17 protein-coding genes are annotated in these 18,957 nt (G+C 42.9%); 3 read left to right on the top strand and 14 right to left on the bottom strand.

Features of this window, described 5'->3' with window-relative positions:
* Positions 1 to 386: 386 nt before the first annotated feature.
* The 10 genes from UQ64_RS02990 to UQ64_RS02945 all read right to left on the bottom strand — a co-directional run bounded on the left by UQ64_RS02990 (position 387) and on the right by UQ64_RS02945 (position 11,759).
* Positions 387 to 1,658, bottom strand: coding sequence for an adenosylhomocysteinase (locus UQ64_RS02990; protein ID WP_209445701.1), 1,272 nt, complete (start codon positions 1,656 to 1,658; stop codon positions 387 to 389).
* A gap of 164 nt (positions 1,659 to 1,822) precedes the next feature.
* Positions 1,823 to 3,454, bottom strand: coding sequence for a bacillithiol biosynthesis cysteine-adding enzyme BshC (gene bshC / locus UQ64_RS02985; RefSeq protein WP_060622030.1), 1,632 nt, complete (start codon positions 3,452 to 3,454; stop codon positions 1,823 to 1,825).
* A 229-nt stretch (positions 3,455 to 3,683) separates the two neighbouring features.
* Positions 3,684 to 4,604 (bottom strand): ABC transporter ATP-binding protein, encoded by a 921-nt coding sequence (locus UQ64_RS02980; RefSeq protein WP_042190873.1) that lies wholly within the window; start codon positions 4,602 to 4,604, stop codon positions 3,684 to 3,686.
* Positions 4,601 to 5,596, bottom strand: a complete 996-nt coding sequence (locus tag UQ64_RS02975; RefSeq protein ID WP_060622029.1) for an ABC transporter ATP-binding protein — start codon at positions 5,594 to 5,596, stop codon at positions 4,601 to 4,603. Before UQ64_RS02975 ends, UQ64_RS02980 begins: the two co-directional genes overlap by 4 nt.
* An 11-nt stretch (positions 5,597 to 5,607) precedes the next feature.
* Entirely contained in the window at positions 5,608 to 6,522 is a 915-nt protein-coding gene (locus tag UQ64_RS02970) for an ABC transporter permease (protein WP_060622042.1), read from the bottom strand.
* 36 nt (positions 6,523 to 6,558) lie between these two features.
* Positions 6,559 to 7,491 (bottom strand): ABC transporter permease, encoded by a 933-nt coding sequence (locus tag UQ64_RS02965; RefSeq protein ID WP_060622028.1) that lies wholly within the window; start codon positions 7,489 to 7,491, stop codon positions 6,559 to 6,561.
* 221 nt (positions 7,492 to 7,712) lie between these two features.
* Positions 7,713 to 9,422, bottom strand: coding sequence for a peptide ABC transporter substrate-binding protein (locus UQ64_RS02960; RefSeq protein ID WP_060622027.1), 1,710 nt, complete (start codon positions 9,420 to 9,422; stop codon positions 7,713 to 7,715).
* Positions 9,423 to 9,572: 150 nt separating this feature from the next.
* Positions 9,573 to 9,959: a DUF3397 domain-containing protein gene (locus tag UQ64_RS02955; RefSeq protein WP_060622026.1), complete on the bottom strand. Its 387-nt coding sequence runs from the start codon at positions 9,957 to 9,959 to the stop codon at positions 9,573 to 9,575.
* 22 nt (positions 9,960 to 9,981) lie between these two features.
* Positions 9,982 to 10,944 carry a ketopantoate reductase family protein gene (locus UQ64_RS02950; protein WP_060622025.1) on the bottom strand — a complete coding sequence of 321 codons (963 nt, stop codon included), beginning with the start codon at positions 10,942 to 10,944 and terminating at the stop codon, positions 9,982 to 9,984.
* 164 nt (positions 10,945 to 11,108) lie between these two features.
* Positions 11,109 to 11,759 carry an RsfA family transcriptional regulator gene (locus UQ64_RS02945; protein WP_060622024.1) on the bottom strand — a complete coding sequence of 217 codons (651 nt, stop codon included), beginning with the start codon at positions 11,757 to 11,759 and terminating at the stop codon, positions 11,109 to 11,111.
* A gap of 345 nt (positions 11,760 to 12,104) precedes the next feature.
* On the opposite strand from UQ64_RS02945, the gene UQ64_RS02940 reads away from it, so the two are divergent.
* Together UQ64_RS02940 and UQ64_RS02935 are read left to right on the top strand one after the other, a co-directional pair.
* Positions 12,105 to 12,341: a DUF2626 family protein gene (locus tag UQ64_RS02940; RefSeq protein WP_042130273.1), complete on the top strand. Its 237-nt coding sequence runs from the start codon at positions 12,105 to 12,107 to the stop codon at positions 12,339 to 12,341.
* Positions 12,342 to 12,481: 140 nt separating this feature from the next.
* Positions 12,482 to 13,609: a coiled-coil domain-containing protein gene (locus UQ64_RS02935; RefSeq protein WP_245237837.1), complete on the top strand. Its 1,128-nt coding sequence runs from the start codon at positions 12,482 to 12,484 to the stop codon at positions 13,607 to 13,609.
* Here UQ64_RS02935 and UQ64_RS02930 read toward each other — a convergent pair.
* Positions 13,601 to 14,827 (bottom strand): extracellular solute-binding protein, encoded by a 1,227-nt coding sequence (locus UQ64_RS02930; protein WP_060622023.1) that lies wholly within the window; start codon positions 14,825 to 14,827, stop codon positions 13,601 to 13,603. The genes UQ64_RS02935 and UQ64_RS02930 overlap by 9 nt on opposite strands.
* 370 nt (positions 14,828 to 15,197) lie before the next feature.
* Positions 15,198 to 16,529: a PhoH family protein gene (locus UQ64_RS02925; protein WP_060622022.1), complete on the bottom strand. Its 1,332-nt coding sequence runs from the start codon at positions 16,527 to 16,529 to the stop codon at positions 15,198 to 15,200.
* 105 nt (positions 16,530 to 16,634) lie between these two features.
* Here UQ64_RS02925 and UQ64_RS02920 point away from each other — a divergent pair, with 105 nt between their 5' ends.
* Complete coding sequence (locus UQ64_RS02920; RefSeq protein WP_060622021.1) at positions 16,635 to 17,207, top strand: YhcN/YlaJ family sporulation lipoprotein; 573 nt, start codon at positions 16,635 to 16,637, stop codon at positions 17,205 to 17,207.
* 27 nt (positions 17,208 to 17,234) lie between these two features.
* Here the strand turns inward: UQ64_RS02920 and UQ64_RS02915 are convergent, their stop codons facing one another.
* Together UQ64_RS02915 and UQ64_RS02910 are read right to left on the bottom strand one after the other, a co-directional pair.
* Positions 17,235 to 17,687: a PNPOx family protein gene (locus UQ64_RS02915; protein ID WP_060622020.1), complete on the bottom strand. Its 453-nt coding sequence runs from the start codon at positions 17,685 to 17,687 to the stop codon at positions 17,235 to 17,237.
* Positions 17,688 to 17,785: 98 nt separating this feature from the next.
* Positions 17,786 to 18,883: an LCP family protein gene (locus UQ64_RS02910; RefSeq protein WP_060622019.1), complete on the bottom strand. Its 1,098-nt coding sequence runs from the start codon at positions 18,881 to 18,883 to the stop codon at positions 17,786 to 17,788.
* Positions 18,884 to 18,957 lie beyond the last annotated feature (74 nt).

The raw sequence follows: 18,957 nt of genomic DNA, 5'->3' as shown, positions 1-18,957 counted from the left end.
GAATAATGATTCGGCCTTTGTCGTCAATGCTGTGTTGATACTCTCCCATGAACATCCTTTTTCCCACCCCTAATCCCCGAATCCCCACTTTGCCCCACTTTTCACCACTTAAGCATAATAGATTCGCCATTAAAAATCAAAAACCTTTTTCTGGATAAAGGAATTTTTTGCTAAATCAGAATGATCGTTACCCAAAAATCATTTCTCCACAAAAAAAGCCATACAATCGGAATCTTGTCCGCTGCATGGCTTTGTTAAATATCCCCACAAAGTGGGGCTTTGCTTCGATGCGAACTCAGGTACTTTGCGGGGGGCCCCAAATAAAAAAAGGTGCTTCAGTTCAAGGTACACTTGGTTAATATACTTTATTGTTGTGCGTTCAGTTATTAATCGTTCAGATTCCAGCTGTCCAAATAATCCACTTGTGCTGGAGTCAGACTATCGATGTTAATGCCCAGGCTTTCCAGCTTGTAGCGTGCTACCTGCTCATCCAGCTCATACGGTACATTTTCAACTTTTACGCCAATACTCTTATAATTATCATTTACATATTTCAGCGACAGCGCCTGCAGCGCAAAGGTCGTATCCATAATTTCGGCAGGGTGTCCATCCGCAGCACCCAGATTTACAAGTCTGCCTTCTGCAAGCAGATATAGTTTACGTCCGTCCCGAAGCTGGTACTCTTCAATATTTTTGCGAACAGTACGCTGAGATACGGATCTTTCAGACAATTCAGGCTTATTCACTTCAACGTCGAAATGGCCTGCATTGCACATGATTGCTCCATCTTTCATTACATCATAATGTTCACCGCGAATGACATAACGGTTACCAGTTACTGTAACGAAGAAATCACCGACCTTAGCGGCTTCCATAATAGGCATAACTTCGAAACCGTCCATATGTGCTTCAACAGCTTTAATAGCATCCACTTCTGTGACAACCACTTTTGCGCCCAAACCTTTAGCACGCATAGCAACACCTTTACCGCACCAGCCGTACCCGACGACAACTACGGTTTTGCCCGCAACGATCAGGTTGGTTGTCCGAATAATTCCATCCCATGCGGATTGGCCTGTGCCATAACGGTTATCAAACAAATATTTGCAATAAGCATCATTTACTGCGACCATTGGGAACTTCAACACACCTTGCTTTTGAAGAGCTTTTAGACGGATGATGCCGGTTGTTGTTTCTTCAGCACCCCCACGAATATTCTCCATTAGATCAGGACGCTCCGAATGCAGCAATGTAGCAAAATCCCCACCATCATCAATAATCAAATCCGGTTTGCTTTCCAGTGCCTTGATGTTAAGGGCCTTGAACTCATCAGGAGACGGGTTGTATTTAGCAAATACAGTAATTCCATCCTCTACAAGCGCCGCACATACATCATCCTGTGTAGAAAGAGGATTCGATCCAGTAATAGTTACTTCTGCACCGCCTGCTTTGACTACCTTCGCCAGATAAGCGGTTTTAGCTTCCAAATGAAGCGTAATGGAGACTTTTAGTCCTTTGAATGGCTGTTCAGCTTCGAACTGCTCACGAATACGGTTCAATACCGGCATATGTTGACGAACCCAGTCGATTTTCAAATGTCCTTCGGGTGCGAGTGACATATCAGTCACGATACTATTTTGTTTAGATGAACTCATAATGAAACCTCCTAAAAGTTTTGTGAGCGTTACTACACTGAATCTACTTCGTACAAAACTTGCATCGTAAGCATAATCCAAGTTTTATGGAGCAATACTTCTATGTTTTACTTCGCAATAAAACTCGCTTCGTAAGCATAATCCAAGTTTTATGGAGCAATACTTCTCTACATATAAATGATGCGATGCGTCCCACTATAATCCGGCTCAATAGCCATCAGCTCATCTAACCATGGAAGTCCGTAGCGGTTCAAGTAATACATGATATTGTACACTCTTTCTTGCAGTTTACCCAGTGGCATTAACGACAGCTCGATTCGCTCCCATTGACGGATTGCAGCTTCATTCTGTTTTACCATTGCATCTTGGGCTTTCGTCTGTAAAAAAGTAATCTGATCTAAAATCTTATCTTTATTGTTATTCCCTAGTTTAAGCAGACCTGCCTGTATAGTTCCAAGCTGTTCGATGAGCGGTTCGTACATGGCGGAGAAAGATGCTTTGGTCTCCTCAAAACGACGTTCGATCCCCAGCTCATCCAGTGCAGCCAACCATTCATGTCTTTTACGATCTAGTCCCTGTCTTACATCCTCAAAGCTTAGTTGATATTTATCCATATGCTTATGAAGTGTACCTTCTACGACTGTGAAAGACATTCTTGGGATGATCAAAGGCATTTGCCCCCCGACCACCTCAAACGCACGATGCGGAATGGCCCAATAAGCAATTTCACCTTGGCCTAGCACCGTCGCTAGAACCGGCAACACATAATCCTGCATAAGCGGGCGTGTCAGAACGTTGTTGCTGAAGCGTTTCGGATGTGCCTTCACTTCCTCTAGCAATTCATCACGGGTGAACGATACCTGGTCCTTGCGATCGGCAAAAACTCCATCTTTCTTATGAAGCAACAAACGTACACCTTCATGAATATAAAAGAGGTTGGCATTGCCTGCCGTAACGTCAGCTTGAAGCTCATAGCCAGCATTCACGATATCAGAAGCAGAATTCATATACGCTGTTTCCAGTGCATCGTTCTGCATAATTAGCGATGTAAAGAATGGCTCTTCTAACTTACGTAGGTTAGGATCAGCAGAATCAAGCAGAATCAGACCAAATTTACCAAATAAAGAACCCATTAGCTTGGCAAAAGCATCCGTCATACTATCTGCTCTAAATGAAGAAGATCGAATAAATTCCATAATTTGCAGTTTGAAGTCACTATCTTGAAGCAGCCCATCCAGTTGTTCCACTACTTGCTGCCAGCTTTCCTCTTCTACACGAATATTACTCACCGAGGAGCGTTTCTCCTCTGATTTCTCTATCTTAATCTTTGTAATCTCCTGCGTACGATTCAATACATACGTATGATTCACTTCATCCCAGTCATGATCCTCACCTGCAATCCAGAATAATGGGACTACAGGTCGGTCGAGCTGTTCAGCCGCTTCTTTTGCCGCCATAATAGTTGTCATTGCTTTATACACTACAAGTAGGGGTCCTGTAAATAATCCACTTTGCTGTCCACCAGTAACCACTAACGTTCCCTGCTGTTCCAAAAGCGCTAGTGAAGCCTTCACCGCATCATGTGAATTATGCTTTTCATTATATTGTCGTAGACACTCAGCAATTTGTGTTCGGTCGGCACGGAGACTCTCATTACGATCCAGCCATTCTGCCCGAATGCTTCTACGCTCTCTACTTCGAAAATCCCCACCATACAAATGACTAACCTTCTCAAAATTTTCTATATAGTCGCGCGCGAGTGCAGATCCACCCGGGAGCGGTTCCTTTACAATATTCATTTGCTAGTGCCTCCAGTTCTACTGAGCAGTTATATGTAAATCCAAGTTCGTAAACTCTTTATGATTGTATCCAAAGTCAGGGGCCACGTCAAAAGAATTGCAACTTGCAAAAAAGCAATACATTAGCAGCCGTATTATTTTCTTATACTATAAAATGATTATTAAATATCCCCACTACATACAAGAGGCGAGAGCATAACGCTCCCGCCTGTCTATACTCGCTATGGATTTAAGCAAATTTCTTGCTTACCCAGTGTCCTTTTGATACTTCAACTAATTCAAAGTCACTATCATTGCTCTTTTCGTTAGCGGAATAAATAGGACTACCAAGCTCATCATGTAAGTGAATGCGTTTCTTGTTAACTTCAATTTCCGGATCCGGAATTGGAATAGCTGACAAGAGAGATTTGGTATAAGGGTGGATAGGATTTGCATAAAGCTCTTCACTTTCCGCCAATTCTACCATTTTACCCAAGTACATTACAGCTACGCGATCACTGATATGTTTAACCATAGACAGATCATGCGCGATGAAAAGATAAGTCAATCCCAGACGATCTTGCAATTCTTTAAGCAAGTTTACAACCTGAGCCTGAATGGATACGTCAAGCGCGGAAATCGGCTCATCACAAACGATGAACTTAGGATTTACCGCTAACGAACGGGCAATCCCAATACGTTGGCGTTGTCCACCAGAGAATTCATGCGGATAACGAGTAGCGTGATCATGGTTAAGACCAACCATATCGAGCAGCTCTTCGATCCGTTTTTTACGTTCTGCACGGCTACCAGCCATTCCATGAATGTCCAGTGCCTCGCCGATAATATCAGAAACCGTAAAACGCGGGTTAAGCGATGCATACGGATCTTGGAAAATCATCTGCATGTCACGACGCATAGCTTTCATTTTGTTAGACGGCAATTTATAAATGTCTGTACCATTATATTTCACACTTCCGGCAGTTGGCTCATACAAGCGAAGAATTGTACGTCCAGCAGTAGTCTTACCACAACCGGATTCTCCTACCATTCCAAGCGTCTCGCCCTCACGGATGGAGAAGTTAATATTATCAACAGCCTTAAGAACCTTGCCTTGACCCACATTAAAATATTTCTTAAGACCTTCTACCTCTATTAGGTTCTTACTCAAGAGTACTGCACCTCCTTGGCCATCGAATGCAGATTCCAGCAACGCGCCATATGCGTTTCGCTGAATTCTGTGGCGCCGGGATCGATTTGTTCGCAAACATGCATTGCTTCGTTGCAACGCGCGGTGAACGGACAGCCGATCGGCGGCTTGATCAGATCTGGCGGTGTGCCGATGATCGGAATAAGCGGCTCGCCTTTCTTTTGGTCCAGACGCGGCATTGAGCGCAGCAGACCTTTGGTATATGGATGCTGTGGATTCTTAAAGATTTCCCATCTTGTTCCGGTCTCCACAACTTCACCTGCATACATTACAATAACCCGATCACACATACCGGCAACAACGCCAAGATCATGGGTAATCAAAATGATGGAGGTACCTAGTTTTTGCTGCATCTCTCTCATAACTTCCATGATCTGCGCCTGAATGGTTACGTCAAGAGCCGTTGTAGGCTCATCCGCTATGAGTAAAGCCGGACGGCAGGCTAGCGCGATTGCAATCATTACACGCTGGCGCATACCGCCTGAAAACTCGTGGGGATATTGGTTAAAGCGAGCCTCAGCATTTGTGATGCCAACTAATTTAAGCATCTCTATACCTTGCTTTTTCGCTTCGGCCGCTGACATTTTCTGATGTTTAATCAAAACTTCAGTGATCTGTTTGCCCACTTTGATGGTTGGGTTCAAAGAAGTCATTGGGTCTTGAAAAATCATGCCAATATCTTTACCGCGAATGGATTCCATTTCTTTCATGCTTTTGTCTAGCAGATTTTGTCCTTGGAAAATAATTTCTCCCTTTTTCACTTTAGAGGGTGGGGTAGGGATCAAACGCATAATCGATTGTGCAGTTACACTCTTACCGCTGCCGGACTCGCCGACGATGGCAACCGTTTCACCTTTGCCAATTTCAAAATTCATACCACGGACAGCTTGCACTTCTCCGCCTTTAACAAAAAACGAAACATGCAAATCTTTGACTTGTAAAATAGGTTCCATCCATAAACCTCCTATTTTTTCAGCTTAGGATCAAGCGCGTCACGAAGACCATCACCGAAAATGTTGAAAGAAAGCATGGTTAAACTGATCAGAATGGCAGGGAACAGGAAGCGCCATGGATAGTACAACCAACCGGTGAGTGAATCGTTAATCATAGATCCAAGTGAAGCGATAGGAGCTTGTACACCAAGACCCAAGAAGCTTAGGAAGGCCTCAGCAAAAATAGCATTTGGTACAGAAAGTGTAATGGTTACGATAATCGGACCAACGGCGTTCGGCAGAAGATGCTTGAATAACAGTCTCGCAGAACCTGCACCCATGGAACGGGAAGCCAATACGAACTCGCGATTCTTGAGCTGCATAATTTCTCCGCGTACAATCCATGACATCGTAATCCAGCCTGTTATGGTTAAAGCTAGGATGATTGTACCAAGACTTGGTTCAAGCACAACCAAGAGCAAAATTACAACCAGCAAATAAGGAATAGAGTACAAAATTTCAGAGAATTTGTTCATGATATTATCTACACGGCCACCGAAGTAACCCATAATTCCACCGTAGATAACACCAATGAATAAGTCGATAGCTGCTGCAGCTAAACCTACGATCAAGGAGATCCGTGCGCCGTACCAAGTACGTACGAAAATATCACGTCCAAGATCATCCGTTCCAAACCAGTGATCGGAGGAAGGGGGCTTATTGGTATTCATCAAGTCATTGGAGTAATAGTTATATTTCGAGAATAAGGGAGCGATAATCGCTGCAAGCACGATCAAGCCTAGAATCCCAAGCGCGGTCATTGCCATTTTGTTTTGACGCAACCGTTGCCAAGAGTCTTTCCAGGCAGAGAGACTCTCCCGCTGAATTACCTCGGCTTCTTTTTCATCCATACCGATTTTTTGAAAATCTTCCGGTTTTAAATTCATGTTGTTCGGAACCAAATTATTATCAGTTGCCACTCTTTAGCCCTCCTTTCCTCCACTTAATTTCATACGTGGGTCAATCAATACATAAGCAATATCAGTAATGAAACGGGCTACCATGAGTAGCACACCATAGAAAATGGTTATCCCCATAATAACGGTATAGTCACGAACACCAATCGCTTCCACGAACTGTTTACCAATACCCCCAACACCAAAGATCTGCTCGATAACAACCGAACCAGTTACGATGTTAGCTGTCATAGGTCCCATGTAAGTAACAACAGGCAGGATACCATTTCGAAGTACATGACGGCTCAGAATTGCCATCCAGCTTAATCCCTTAGCCTTAGCCGTTTTGATATAATCCGCATTCAGAACTTCAAGCATACTTGAACGGGTCAAGCGAGCTATAAATGCTATTGGCTGTGCCGAGAGCGCTGCTACAGGTAGGAAATAATAGATAGGCCCTTTAAAACCTGAAACCGGTACCCAACCCAATTTGAAAGCGAACACATACTGTAATAATGACGCGACTACAAAGCTCGGAACCGCAATCCCCAGAACTGCCAACACCATCGCGGCGCTGTCAAGAAACTTTCTGTGATAGAGTGCCGCTAACATGCCGAGAAGAACCCCAACAATAACCGCCACAACAATTGCGACGAGTCCCAGCTTCAGCGACGCTGAAAAGGTTTGACCGATCAAATGTGATACATCTTGATTCAGCCGTTTCATGGATACACCCAGATCACCTTGGACAATATCACCTAAATACTTAAAATACTGATGAGAGAGCGGCTTGTCCAGACCATATTGCTCCATCAAACGCGCTTTAATTTCTGGCGGTACTTTTTTCTCAGAAGTAAACGGATCCCCTGGAATAGCTTTCATCAAGAAAAAAGTTGCTGAAATCAGTACCAATAATGAAACCAACATATAGAAGAATTTATTTGCGACATAACGAACCATCCCCATCACACCTCCTCCGACAAATTTTTTAGAGCATTATATTGATTTTATGAAAAAAACGGATTTTTGTCCATTTTCTAAATATGTTATAAATAACAAGAAATAACAAATATCCGAAAATACAAAAAAAAGGGATATATATGGAGTTCCACATATATATCCCGAAGTATTGTGTTACTTCAGTCAACTAACTATTCTGTTTAAATTACTAGAGCAAAATCTTAGTGCTCAAGCAAGTATCCACGAGTCAAGTCAATTGCACCACTGAAGTCAAGAGTAACACCTTTGAGGTACTCTTTAGTCAGGGAGTTGTTAGTGTAGTAGTACAATGGAATCAAGACCATGTCTTGTTCAATAAGCAATTTTTCAGCTGCTGCAAACTTGTCTTGACGTACTTTCAAGTCAGAAGTTGCTTTAGCTTCTTCGATCAGTTTGTCATACTCAGGGTTAGCATAACCAGTATCATTGTTACCGCCACCTGTTACCCACATATCAAGGAAAGTCATTGGATCATTGTAATCCGCAGTCCAACCAGCACGTGCAACTTGGTAGTTCAGATTTTGACGGTTTTCAATAAATACACCCCACTCTTGGTTAACGGTTTGTACATCGATACCAAGATTGTTTTTCCACATATCAGCAATCGCCAAAGCGTTTTTCTTGTGGCCTTCACTTGTGTTGTAAATCAGTGAGAATGTAGGCAGTTTAGTAAGACCTTCTTCTTTCAGACCTTCAGCAAGCAATTTTTTAGCTTGTTCTAGATCTTCTGTGAAATAGTTATCTTTAACTGCTGTACGGTATTCACCATCAGCACCAGCGATACCTGGAGGTACATAACCGAATGCTGGGAATTGTCCGCCTTGAACTACATTGTCAATAAAAGCTTGACGGTTAATGGACATTGCAAGAGCTTTACGGATTTTAACGTTAGAGAAAGGTTTTTCAGTGATATTGAATTCGTAGTAGTAAACAGCGCCAATACCTTTGCGGGTGAATTCGTTAGGAAGTTCTTTTTGTACGATTGGAATTTGTTCTGATGGAATTTCACCAGTAGGTCCGCCCGCACGATCGTATTCACCGTTCTTGTAGCTGAGCAGTTCTGTTGCACCACTGTTTACAAGGGAGAAGTCGATTTTGCTAAGTTTAATGGAATCTTTATCCCAGTATTTATCGTTTTTAGATACAACAAGAGTTTGTCCAGTAGTCCACTCAGTAAGAGTGAAAGCACCGTTAACGATCATAGTGTCTTTGCTTGTTGCCCATTTAGCATTACCCTCAGTAGATTTATGAGTAGGGTAATAAGTATAGAAGGAAAGCAATCCAAGGAAGTATGGAGTTGGCGCTTCAAGAGTAACTTCTAGAGTTTTCTCATCAACCGCTTTGATACCTACTTGACTGAAATCAGTAATTTCCTTTTTGAAGTATTTCTTAGCATTTTTGATGTAATACAATTGACCAGCGTAAGGCGCAGCGGATGCAGCAGCAGGATCGAGCACGCGTTTCCAAGCGCGAACGAAGTCTTCTGTTGTTACAGGATCGCCGTTGCTCCATTGTGAGTCACGGAGTTTGAAAGTATATACCAGACCGTCAGCGGAAATGTCCCAGCTTTCAGCAACACCTTGTTCAGCTTGACCTGTTTCAGGATTCATGCGAGTCAAACCTTCGTACATTGTTTTCAGGACAGTGTTAGCTTGGCTATCCTGTGCCAATCCTGGGTCAAATGTCGGAGGCTCAGCGCTTAGATTGATTCTCAATGTTTGGTCTGCAGCCAATTTCTCATCTGTAGCCGCATTACCAGTTGCTGTGTTACCAGTGTTACCAGCATTACCTTTATTGCCGCTGTTCGCGTTGTTTCCGCCGCAGCCAGCAAGCACTGTGCCGATAACAAGTACTAATGCAAGCATTAGTAATAGACTTTTACTCTTCTTCATCTAGCGTTCCCCCTAAATAGAATGTGGTATATGGTTTATGATTATACAACCAGTGGTCAAAAAAATCTAGTGGTATGTTTTCAGAAAATTCTTTTTTTATTAAAACTTTAAACTTTTGTGACGTTGCCGCTTCACCGGAGCAGTGGAACATTACATCGCTTGTGATATGTACTTAATTAGCCCTACAAACATAAATAATAAATATCCGGCGCTCATAAAAAAGAAGGAAAGTCTCCAAACTGCCCGAAATAACCGCTTCCCATCTACTTTTCCTTTCAGTCGATTCTGAGCTCCGCCAATCAATCCAGTGGATATTAATACAATAAGTAGTATAAGATAAAACCCAAAACCGTTATCAAACAAGTTGTTAAACAATGCTGAAACTGATAATAATAAAAAAAATGTGGTTACGTCCATAGCGAGCATAAAAGTTTTCTTTTTATCTTTTTTCAAGCCTCTTCCAATGAAATAAACCATTAAAAACGGTATTATTGGAATCAAGCTTAAAGCAATAACCGAATCCATCAGCAATCCCATTGCTTCACCTCTCCCTCCGAGATCATACCTTTATTCCCTCTACTAATTGGCAGATCAAGCGATGTAAAGGAACCGAGGTTCCACTTCGTTCTGCCATTTCTACAAGACTCCCATTGATCCAGTGAATTTCAGTAGTTCTCGAAGCGAGAACATCTGCCAGCATGGACGAAGTATTACCAGCCGTTGTCCTGCACACTTTAAGGATGTTATCCCACGCATCATGATCATAAGTAACTCCGCAGGCATCATATACCATAGTAGCTTCTCTAAAAAGTTCTCTCATTAACTGCAGGCGCCCTTCTGATGCCAGCAGTTCCCCATTTGGAATACGCCAAATCGCCGTGAGCGGATTAATAACGGCATTGATTAAGAGCTTCCGGTAAATCATGGTACCCACTTCATTCGACAAAAAGGCGGAGAATCCTGCCATATTGAGGACTTCTATTAAATAATTAGCTTGTAAATCAGTATGTATGATATGAGCTTGTCCATTTTCTAAGCTCCATTCCCCTGCCCATACCTCCCCCGCACCTGCATGAATGACCTCAGTTAAAGATTTTCGCTTCGCAGCTTCTGTTGTTACAGCAGCATATAAATTAGCTTTCGGCAGCAGGTTTCTGAGCATCTCCATATGTCCTGTACCATTTTGAAAACAAATAATGTGTACCTGTTCTTCCCTGAGGGGGGATAGGAATTTAGGTAAAACATTATGTAGTATATTTTGTTTAACCGTCACTATGATCCAATCACTTGGCTCTTGAAGATAGACATCTGCAAACCCCTCTACTGGTGCGGATGCAAATCGATCCCCTGAAACCGAAATCGGATTACGGCCATCTTCATAGCTCACAGTTAAGCCCTTATCCTCAAATTGCCGGCACTGCTCTATCCCTCGACACCACAATCTCACTTCATTCCCGGACTGGATCAGCCTCCCTGCCAGAAGCAGCCCAAGTGAACCCCCACCAATTATATCGATTCTCATCTGATCCTCCTGTTAATTTCAAGCGCAATTTTTCTAAGTATATCCTTAATATACCAAGAAGAACTATCATTGTCGTCCTTTATAGATGTCAATACAAAACTAAAACGCCCGCAAATGGCGCTAATAAAGCGAACCACTTACGGGTGTTTTAGTTTGCCAATCTTTTATTCGATACGTTCTAAATTTCCATTCCCATCCATTTTGAAACGTGTCTTCATTTCTTCTTCTTCTTCATTTAAAAAAGCGAGCCTGCGAGCACGATCCATAATCTGAATTAAAGCTTTGTAATCATCATTGACTACCCGGTAGTCACTTTGAGCAAGATTAACCTCTTTTGACAACCGCTCATTCTCAGATCTTAATTCTGTTAATTCATCTTCCTTCTCGCGCAAATCTCTCTCCAGCATTTTCAGCTGGCGTCCTGCCTCCTGGATCGTACCTTTCCATTGTCTCAGGAAACGTATAACCGCATCAATAGATAATGTGTTCTCACTTAATCCTTCGCCTCGTCCGAACTCCTCATTGGTATCCCCGAGAATCAGACCCGCTACCTGCGCTCCTCTTACTGACGGTTGCTTTTTCAGGTAACTTCTCTTTTGACGTTGACCTTTAGCAATTCCAATTGCGCCTTCATAGCTTTTTCGAACACAGCTGTTCCAGCGGAATCCGCAAGCAGCCGACGTTCTGCCGATTTTCTCGCCCACTTCTTCAAAAGCAGCAAGTTGTGTACTGCCCTCCCGAATGTGACGCAAGGTTACTTCTGCCAGTATTAGATCATCTTCTGCACTCCAAGCATCCTGTCTAACGGCTGTCATCCAACCAAACCTCCTAACAACATCTTGAAATAACCATCTCCATAACCGGCAGCTCTGCCGGGTAGTGAATAGGGATAAAAGCTGCTTACTCCATTTCTATGCTTCTCATAGAGTTCATAGAATCTATTTGATACTAAATTGTATTTCCATTATCTGCCCACATCATACGCCTTAAGTTATAAATTCTCTTTTTTTAAGCGTTATTCACCTCAGTCAATTATAAAAATCACATTTTTTCAAGATTAGTGTATTTTTTTCAATGAATTCGTTTACACATTTTTACTGAACGGGTATAATAAGTCGAAGGAATATTCGTGAGATACATACTGGAAGGGGGACTCTCTCTTGGACCGCATGTTTCGGGTATTAGGTTTTTTTACACTGGCTATTGGATTGATGGCTTTTGCCGGAGGTCTGACAGAAATGGCCTTGCTTTTCTTTTTGCAAACCGCTTTTTTCGTAATTCTCGGTTATCTGAAGTTTACTGAAAAAACTTATGTCCTGCTTTTCTGGGCATACATGATTTTGACTTTCACCGGTTTCAGCTACTGGACGATCTTTCAAATGGGTCTTCCACTATAAATTGCAGTACTCTCTTGAAGCGGATGAGGTCCTTATCTAATAAGGATCACTTCCGTTTTTTTGTTTGTATGATATTTTAGAAGGGTTAAACATATTATTAGAACATACATATATCATTTCAAAAAAAAGGTGGTGGTGTGGTGCGCTCCCGCAATGCCCAAAGCCGCATGATGGCAACCATACTAATTCTCTTCTGCTGTACATTGTTTCCGTTACAAACTACGATGTACCTGTCTGCCGATCCAAGCGGTTCTTTTTTCAATTCCTCAATACCAGATAATGAAGAAACCCGTAAACTTCTGGAACAGACTTTGTCTTCCGCAGAAATCGAACGGGAGATCATCAAGATTACAGCCGAACAAAAAGCGCTTGAAGAAAAGGTAGAATACCTCGAAGAGCAGGCCACCCAGAAAAAATCTGCCATCGCCAACCAACAAGAGCGTGCAGGCGCAGTCCTGCGTTCTTATTATATGGGGGATAGAGACGGTTTCTTGTCCGCGTTTCTATCCGCGAAAAGCATTAGCAGATTTCTAGCTCTATTCGATTATTATGAAATCATTATCGGAAATGACCGCAATATTCTCACACAATATGAGGAGCAGTATAAGGATCTAAAGAAGACCCTCCAGACTGCACAACGTAGCTCGAAGGATCTTGCACAGCTGCGAACCGCTCTGGAGGAACAGAAAATTCGGGTAGCCACACTCAATAAAGAAATTGAAGGTGGGATTAAAGACAGTAGTGATCCTGATAATATGAGCGCTCTACTTCAAGAATTCACATTATATTGGGAGAATATTGGTTTACGCGAGGTAAAGACCTACTTCAAAGCATTATCTTCCGCAATGAATAAATTACCGCAGTTTGTCCAGAATCGAGAGGGAGTTCTTACTCGTAAGGGGATGACTTATGTTCTGAATCTGAAGGAAGAGGATTTAAACGAATTCCTTCAGTCTCAGAATAAGCTATTTAATGATTTCGCATTTCATTTCAATGACGGAACGATTACCGCCACTGGACAAAGTGGAGCTTTAGCTCTCTCATTAACCGGTCACTACATCATACAGGAAGAACCCGTCAACGGACTTATATTCCAAGTAGATCATGTTGTATTTAATGGTCTCGAATTACCTGACACAACTAGAAGGACACTTGAGGAAGAATTTGATTTAGGCTTTTACCCTGGGAAAATCGTTTCTTTCTTACGTGCCACAGAAGTAGATAGTAAAGAGGGCATCCTGCAAGTTAAACTTTCTATTTCATTCTAGTCCTTCCTTGATGAAGTCTTTGTACCCTGCCGCATCTATTTTTCCTGTAAGCAGTAAGGATACTGCTTCAACAAGCTTACTCCAGCCGCCTTGGAATTCAACCTCCGGGGCGGTTTCTTCTGTCAGTAATAGCTCAACTCCGAAAGGAAGCTTATATTTGAAATCATGCTCCGAACGATAAAGGATATCCAGTGCAGGCAAGCTCCCCGTGTTCTCCAGCCAATCCATCTGAGAATCCTCAGAGGTGATAAACGTCAGCCAATTCACAGCTTCCTTCGGACTTTGGGATTGTGCGGGAAGTGCAAAAGAACGACTGTAATAGGATTCAAGCCCTTTCCCGTTACTTGCGGTTAGTGGTGCTTCAGCAACTAAAGATGAATTCCCATGCTTTTTCCACTCTGATAGCGGTAGAGCTGCAACTGCAATGCTCCCGCTCTGAATCATATCCCAAACATCTTTGTTATATCGACTGGTAAGGTAAAAATAACTGCGGGCATTTTGAGTCCAGTTCATCACTTCTTGGTTATCCGATAGCAAGCTGCTGTTCATACTCTCCATGACCGCCGACAATCCATATGGATTACGTGTATCCATCGCAAGCAAATATTTCCCTTGCTCTTTAAGCACATTCTGAAGCAATGTGTTCCACTGTTCCAGATTTCTTGGTAAGGTGGTGAACCCCAGTTCAGCAAGACGCTGTGGTGAATAAACAAGTATGTACGGGTCGATATCCAGCGGCACTCCCCAATTATATCCGTTCCATTGCATCCATGGGATCAACTGAGTTAAAGGCGCAGTCCCTGGAATGCTCTGATAAACATCCACCGGCAATAAATATCCCCGTGTAGCCCAGTCGAGAATACTTCGCCCATCCGCCATGACGATATCCGGACTGTCCCCGATGGTTAGATCATGCTTCAAAACCTCGTCTGCATTCTCGCTATCGATATTGCTTAATATTACCTTTACTCCACTTTCTAAAGTATAACGGTTGCTTAGAAGCTCCAGTTCACTAAATTCCTCGCTATTTAACGATACTGTTATGCGCAGGCTATCTATAGTCCCCTCTTTCCCTGAAGAAGGATTTGTCGACTGACTTTGCGGTTTTTTCATAGGATGTGGGTCGTTATTGGTACTCAATTCCATACTGGGCGACAAGCTTGTCAGCGATAGTAGTAAAATTGCAAAAAGCAGCCAATAATTTTTGCGTTTCAGCACGATTTCCCACCTTCCCCATGATTCCTCACCCCTATTTTACCAAACCCGCCGCTGCTTGTCTTTAGAATGTGAAAACGTTCTCTTTCTATTATATAGGGGAAACGGCGAAGACAATTAAAAGCTTAGGGTGATCCATCCGCCATTACAAGAAAGCTTTGGACTTCCGATCGCTGTTATCCTCAGATTTCCTGATTTAATTACGCCATATTGCGGCTGAAATCCGAGGATAAAGGCGAACGCTTCGCTTCTACAGTTCCAAACTTTCTTTCCATGGCTCAAATCACCAACACAACCTTTTATTCCTCCGCCGTTTGTGGGCGGGCAGGAAAAAGCCGGGAGTTAGCTTCTCCCGGCTGAGATTGAAGATAGGTTAGAGTAGGTCTGCCGCCAGTTGGGCCAAGCGGGAACGCTCACCTTTTTCCAATGTAATATGTCCACTAATTCCTTGCTGCTTAAACTTCTCAACGATATAACTAAGTCCGTTGCTCGCAGCATCCAGATATGGATGATCGATTTGCTCCGGATCACCCATAAGAATGACCTTACTTCCTTCACCTGCCCTGGAGACGATCGTCTTCACTTCATGACGAGAAAGATTCTGAGCCTCATCAATAATAATGAACTGTGAAGGGATTGAACGGCCACGAATATAAGTTAAGGCTTCTACCTGTATACTGCCTAATCCCATTAAGATTTTATCGATATCGCCAGCTTTTTTGGTATCGAACAGGAACTCTAGATTATCATAAATAGGCTGCATCCAGGGTCTGAGCTTCTCATCCTTCTCTCCCGGCAAATAACCAATGTCTTTTCCCATAGGAACTACTGGACGGGCAATGAGGAGTTTTTTGTATTTATGTTCATCCTCAACCTTGAATAATCCGGCAGCAAGTGCCAATAACGTCTTCCCTGTACCAGCCTTACCTGTAATGGTTACAAGTGGGATGTCATCATTGAGCAGCAGCTCCAAGGCCATTCGTTGTTGAGCATTTCGCGCGCTAATCCCCCAAACCGAATCATTGCCCAGATAGAGCGGCTCGAGACGACTCGCATCACTATTCACTTTGAGAAGAGCTGATTTGCCCGTACCTATCTCATCCTTGAGGATCACAAATTCATGAGGGTACAAAGGATACGACAATGCGAGCTGTTTAACCGTTAAAGAACGGTGACTATAATATTCATCAATCAATGCCGGATGAACCTGCAGAGACTGGTAACCAGTGTAAAGTTCATTTAAATCTCCAGTACGATCTGACAAATAATCCTCTGGCGTAATTCCTAGCACATCCGCTTTGATACGGACCAGCACATCCTTACTCACAAGCACTACGGGACGCGGATCAGGCTTCTCATTCTCTTCGATTAAATAATTGAGAGCTACGGCCAAAATCCGATTGTCGTTAGATACCTCACCAAACATTTCCTGTACCTTCACAAAACTGCGATGGTTTAGTTCTACCTTCAGCTTGCCTCCATGTTCCAGGTCCACACCACTATGCAAATGACCTAGATCACGGAGTCCATCAAGCAATCGGGAAACCGTGCGGGCATTCCGACCAATTTCGTCAGCGTTGCGCTTCTTGGAGTCGATTTCTTCCAGCACAACCGCCGGAATTACCACCTCATGCTCCTTGAAAGAGAAAATCGAATTGGGATCGTGCAAAAGCACGTTGGTATCTAACACAAATATCTTGTTCATATTATCCCCTCCACAGCGCCTGGTTTGATTGATCATACATAACTCTTTCCGCCAAGGGAAAAGATAAGGTACAGAAACGATCTTGGCTGAAAGGAGTAATCACATATGAGAAAATCAATGTGTCTGTTGCTGGTACTGCTGCTACTGACAAGCTGCGGTATCGCTAAAAAGACATCACCCTCTCCTCAGAATAAACAATCTGCGAATGCTGTAAAGGGTACGGGAAACCATGAGGTTCGGCAATTGTCCAATGATGGTATAACTAATCCTAAGGCCACCTCAAAAGCTGGTCACACCGTCAGTGTTAAGGGAGAAAGTGAAATTGCACTTAAGGATCATTTTGAACAGTTGGCCAAAAGAGTTCCTGGTGTGAATGGCGCACACTGTGTAGTCATGAACAAGGTCGCCATTGTAGGTCTTGACGTAGAAGGTTCTCTAGAACGATCACGTGTAGGAAGCATTAAATATTCTGTAGCGGAAGCTATTCGTAAAGATCCAAGAAGTGTAAGGGCACTTGTTACAGCCGATATGGATCTCTCTAGCAGATTAGCGGACATGAGCCGCCATATCTCCGAGGGAAATCCAATTTCCGGATTCTCCTCCGAACTGGCTGATATCATCGGCCGAATTATGCCGCAACTACCAGAGGATACTAAGCCACGAAAAAATGCACAATAGTTCAAAAAAAGCCCAGTGATATTCTCACTAGGCTTTTTTCATGGCAGTAAATACTTGTCCGTCCAGCTTCTCAGCGGCACGTCCATCATAAACCTTTGCATATCTTGGGGCGGATTCAAGCTGCGCTCCATAAAAAAGGGCGTTACGCACCGCCATAATTTCAACATCAAAGCAGCACATCTTGAAAGGCACATCCTGAAGGGGATCCTGCTTTACAACGGCACTGCCGTTAATAGCATAGACAGTACCCTCACCGAACACAGTAACGGTTACTAACGGGTTGACCTTCATGTTGTTCACGAGTCTGGAACGATGATCTACAGCCAGACGCACACTACTAGGACTAACTGCATAAATCCACGAAATGGCCGTGGACGTTGGACCTCCTGATTCCGCATCAACTGTGTTGAGAAGAACAAAAGTTTCCGATTGCAGCATCGATAACAAGGTTTCGTTCAGCTGAGCAACGGCTTCGGACATAAGTACTAGCCCCCTATGCGGCGTAAATTCATTCAATTTATTATATTATAGCACAGGCTGAAACTTGCATTCAATTTTAGATGAGTAAATTAAGGTCTTTAAGGCGCCTCAGTAGATTCAGAAGTAGAACTAGCAGAAACTCCTGCTAACCGATTCTGTAGGCTTTTCTTGGCAGCCTCAAGCTCCTCATCATTAATATATACATACGGACTTCGCCACGTTCCAGTCACGGGCTTAAATTCGATATCATCTTTGGAAATCTTCCAATAAGTCGCAATCATATCTTTAATCTGCGAATTTTCGATATCAGTCTTCATATTACTGTCCACTGCGTCAAGAACCTTGCCTATTTTTAATACTCCACCAAGCGATTGCATCTGATCCACCAGTGAATGAAGGACCTCATTCTGACGTTTGTTCCGATCAAAATCATCTGAACCCTTAGTCTTAGGCTTGCAATTAGATTTACGATATCGCACATAATCTAGCGCTTTATCTCCATCAAGCTCTGCCGGACCTTTTTTCAGATTGATATTCGTACCGTCTACGCTGTCTGTATAACACATATTATCGCTAATGTTGACTTTGACTCCGCCAAGCTCGTCCACCACATCACGGAAACCTTGAAAATCCAGAATCGTTGTATAATCTACATCAATATCTAGATATTTCCCCATCATTGTCTTCATCTCATCTTCTGCCAAAATGCCAGAAGAATCTTCTTTCCCCTTAAAGCGAGCATAGAATTCGTTAATCTTCGTTTGCTTGTATCCATTGAGCTCAACTAAGGTATCGCGTGGAAGAGAGACAATGGTTGCTGATTTTGTCTTAGGATTAAGTGCTGCAACCATAATAACATCTGTCAATCTAGATTGATGTTTTGGTCTATTATCCGTACCCAGGATAAGCATCGTCAGTGGTTTTTCTGTAGCCGAATGTCCTGGAGCAACCGTTCCTTTACTCCCTGCATTAAAGACCCCATTTTCAAGCTTCCAATACAGATAGCCCCCGTAACCCAATACGCCGAGAATCGCAATAATGAGTAAGGTTAATAAGATTCTAACTAATCTGCCAAAAAAGCCTCTCTTTTGCGGTTTCTTCTTTTTTTTCTTAGAAGCACCCTTCACAGGCTGTTTTCTATTATTCGGTTGTTGACCACTAGCTCTTGGAGGTAAACTGCTGTTTCGTGTACTCATAGTAGAATAAAGTCCTCTTCATTTCATTTGGAATTAAAATTGCTACACTTAAATAGACGTTCCTTATGCAGTAA

The sequence above is a fragment of the Paenibacillus etheri genome, from assembly GCF_001012825.1.
GTDB lineage: Bacteria > Bacillota > Bacilli > Paenibacillales > Paenibacillaceae > Paenibacillus_AQ > Paenibacillus_AQ etheri.
Note: the sequence above shows the minus strand (reverse complement) of the source record. Positions and strands in the feature narration are given on the sequence as shown.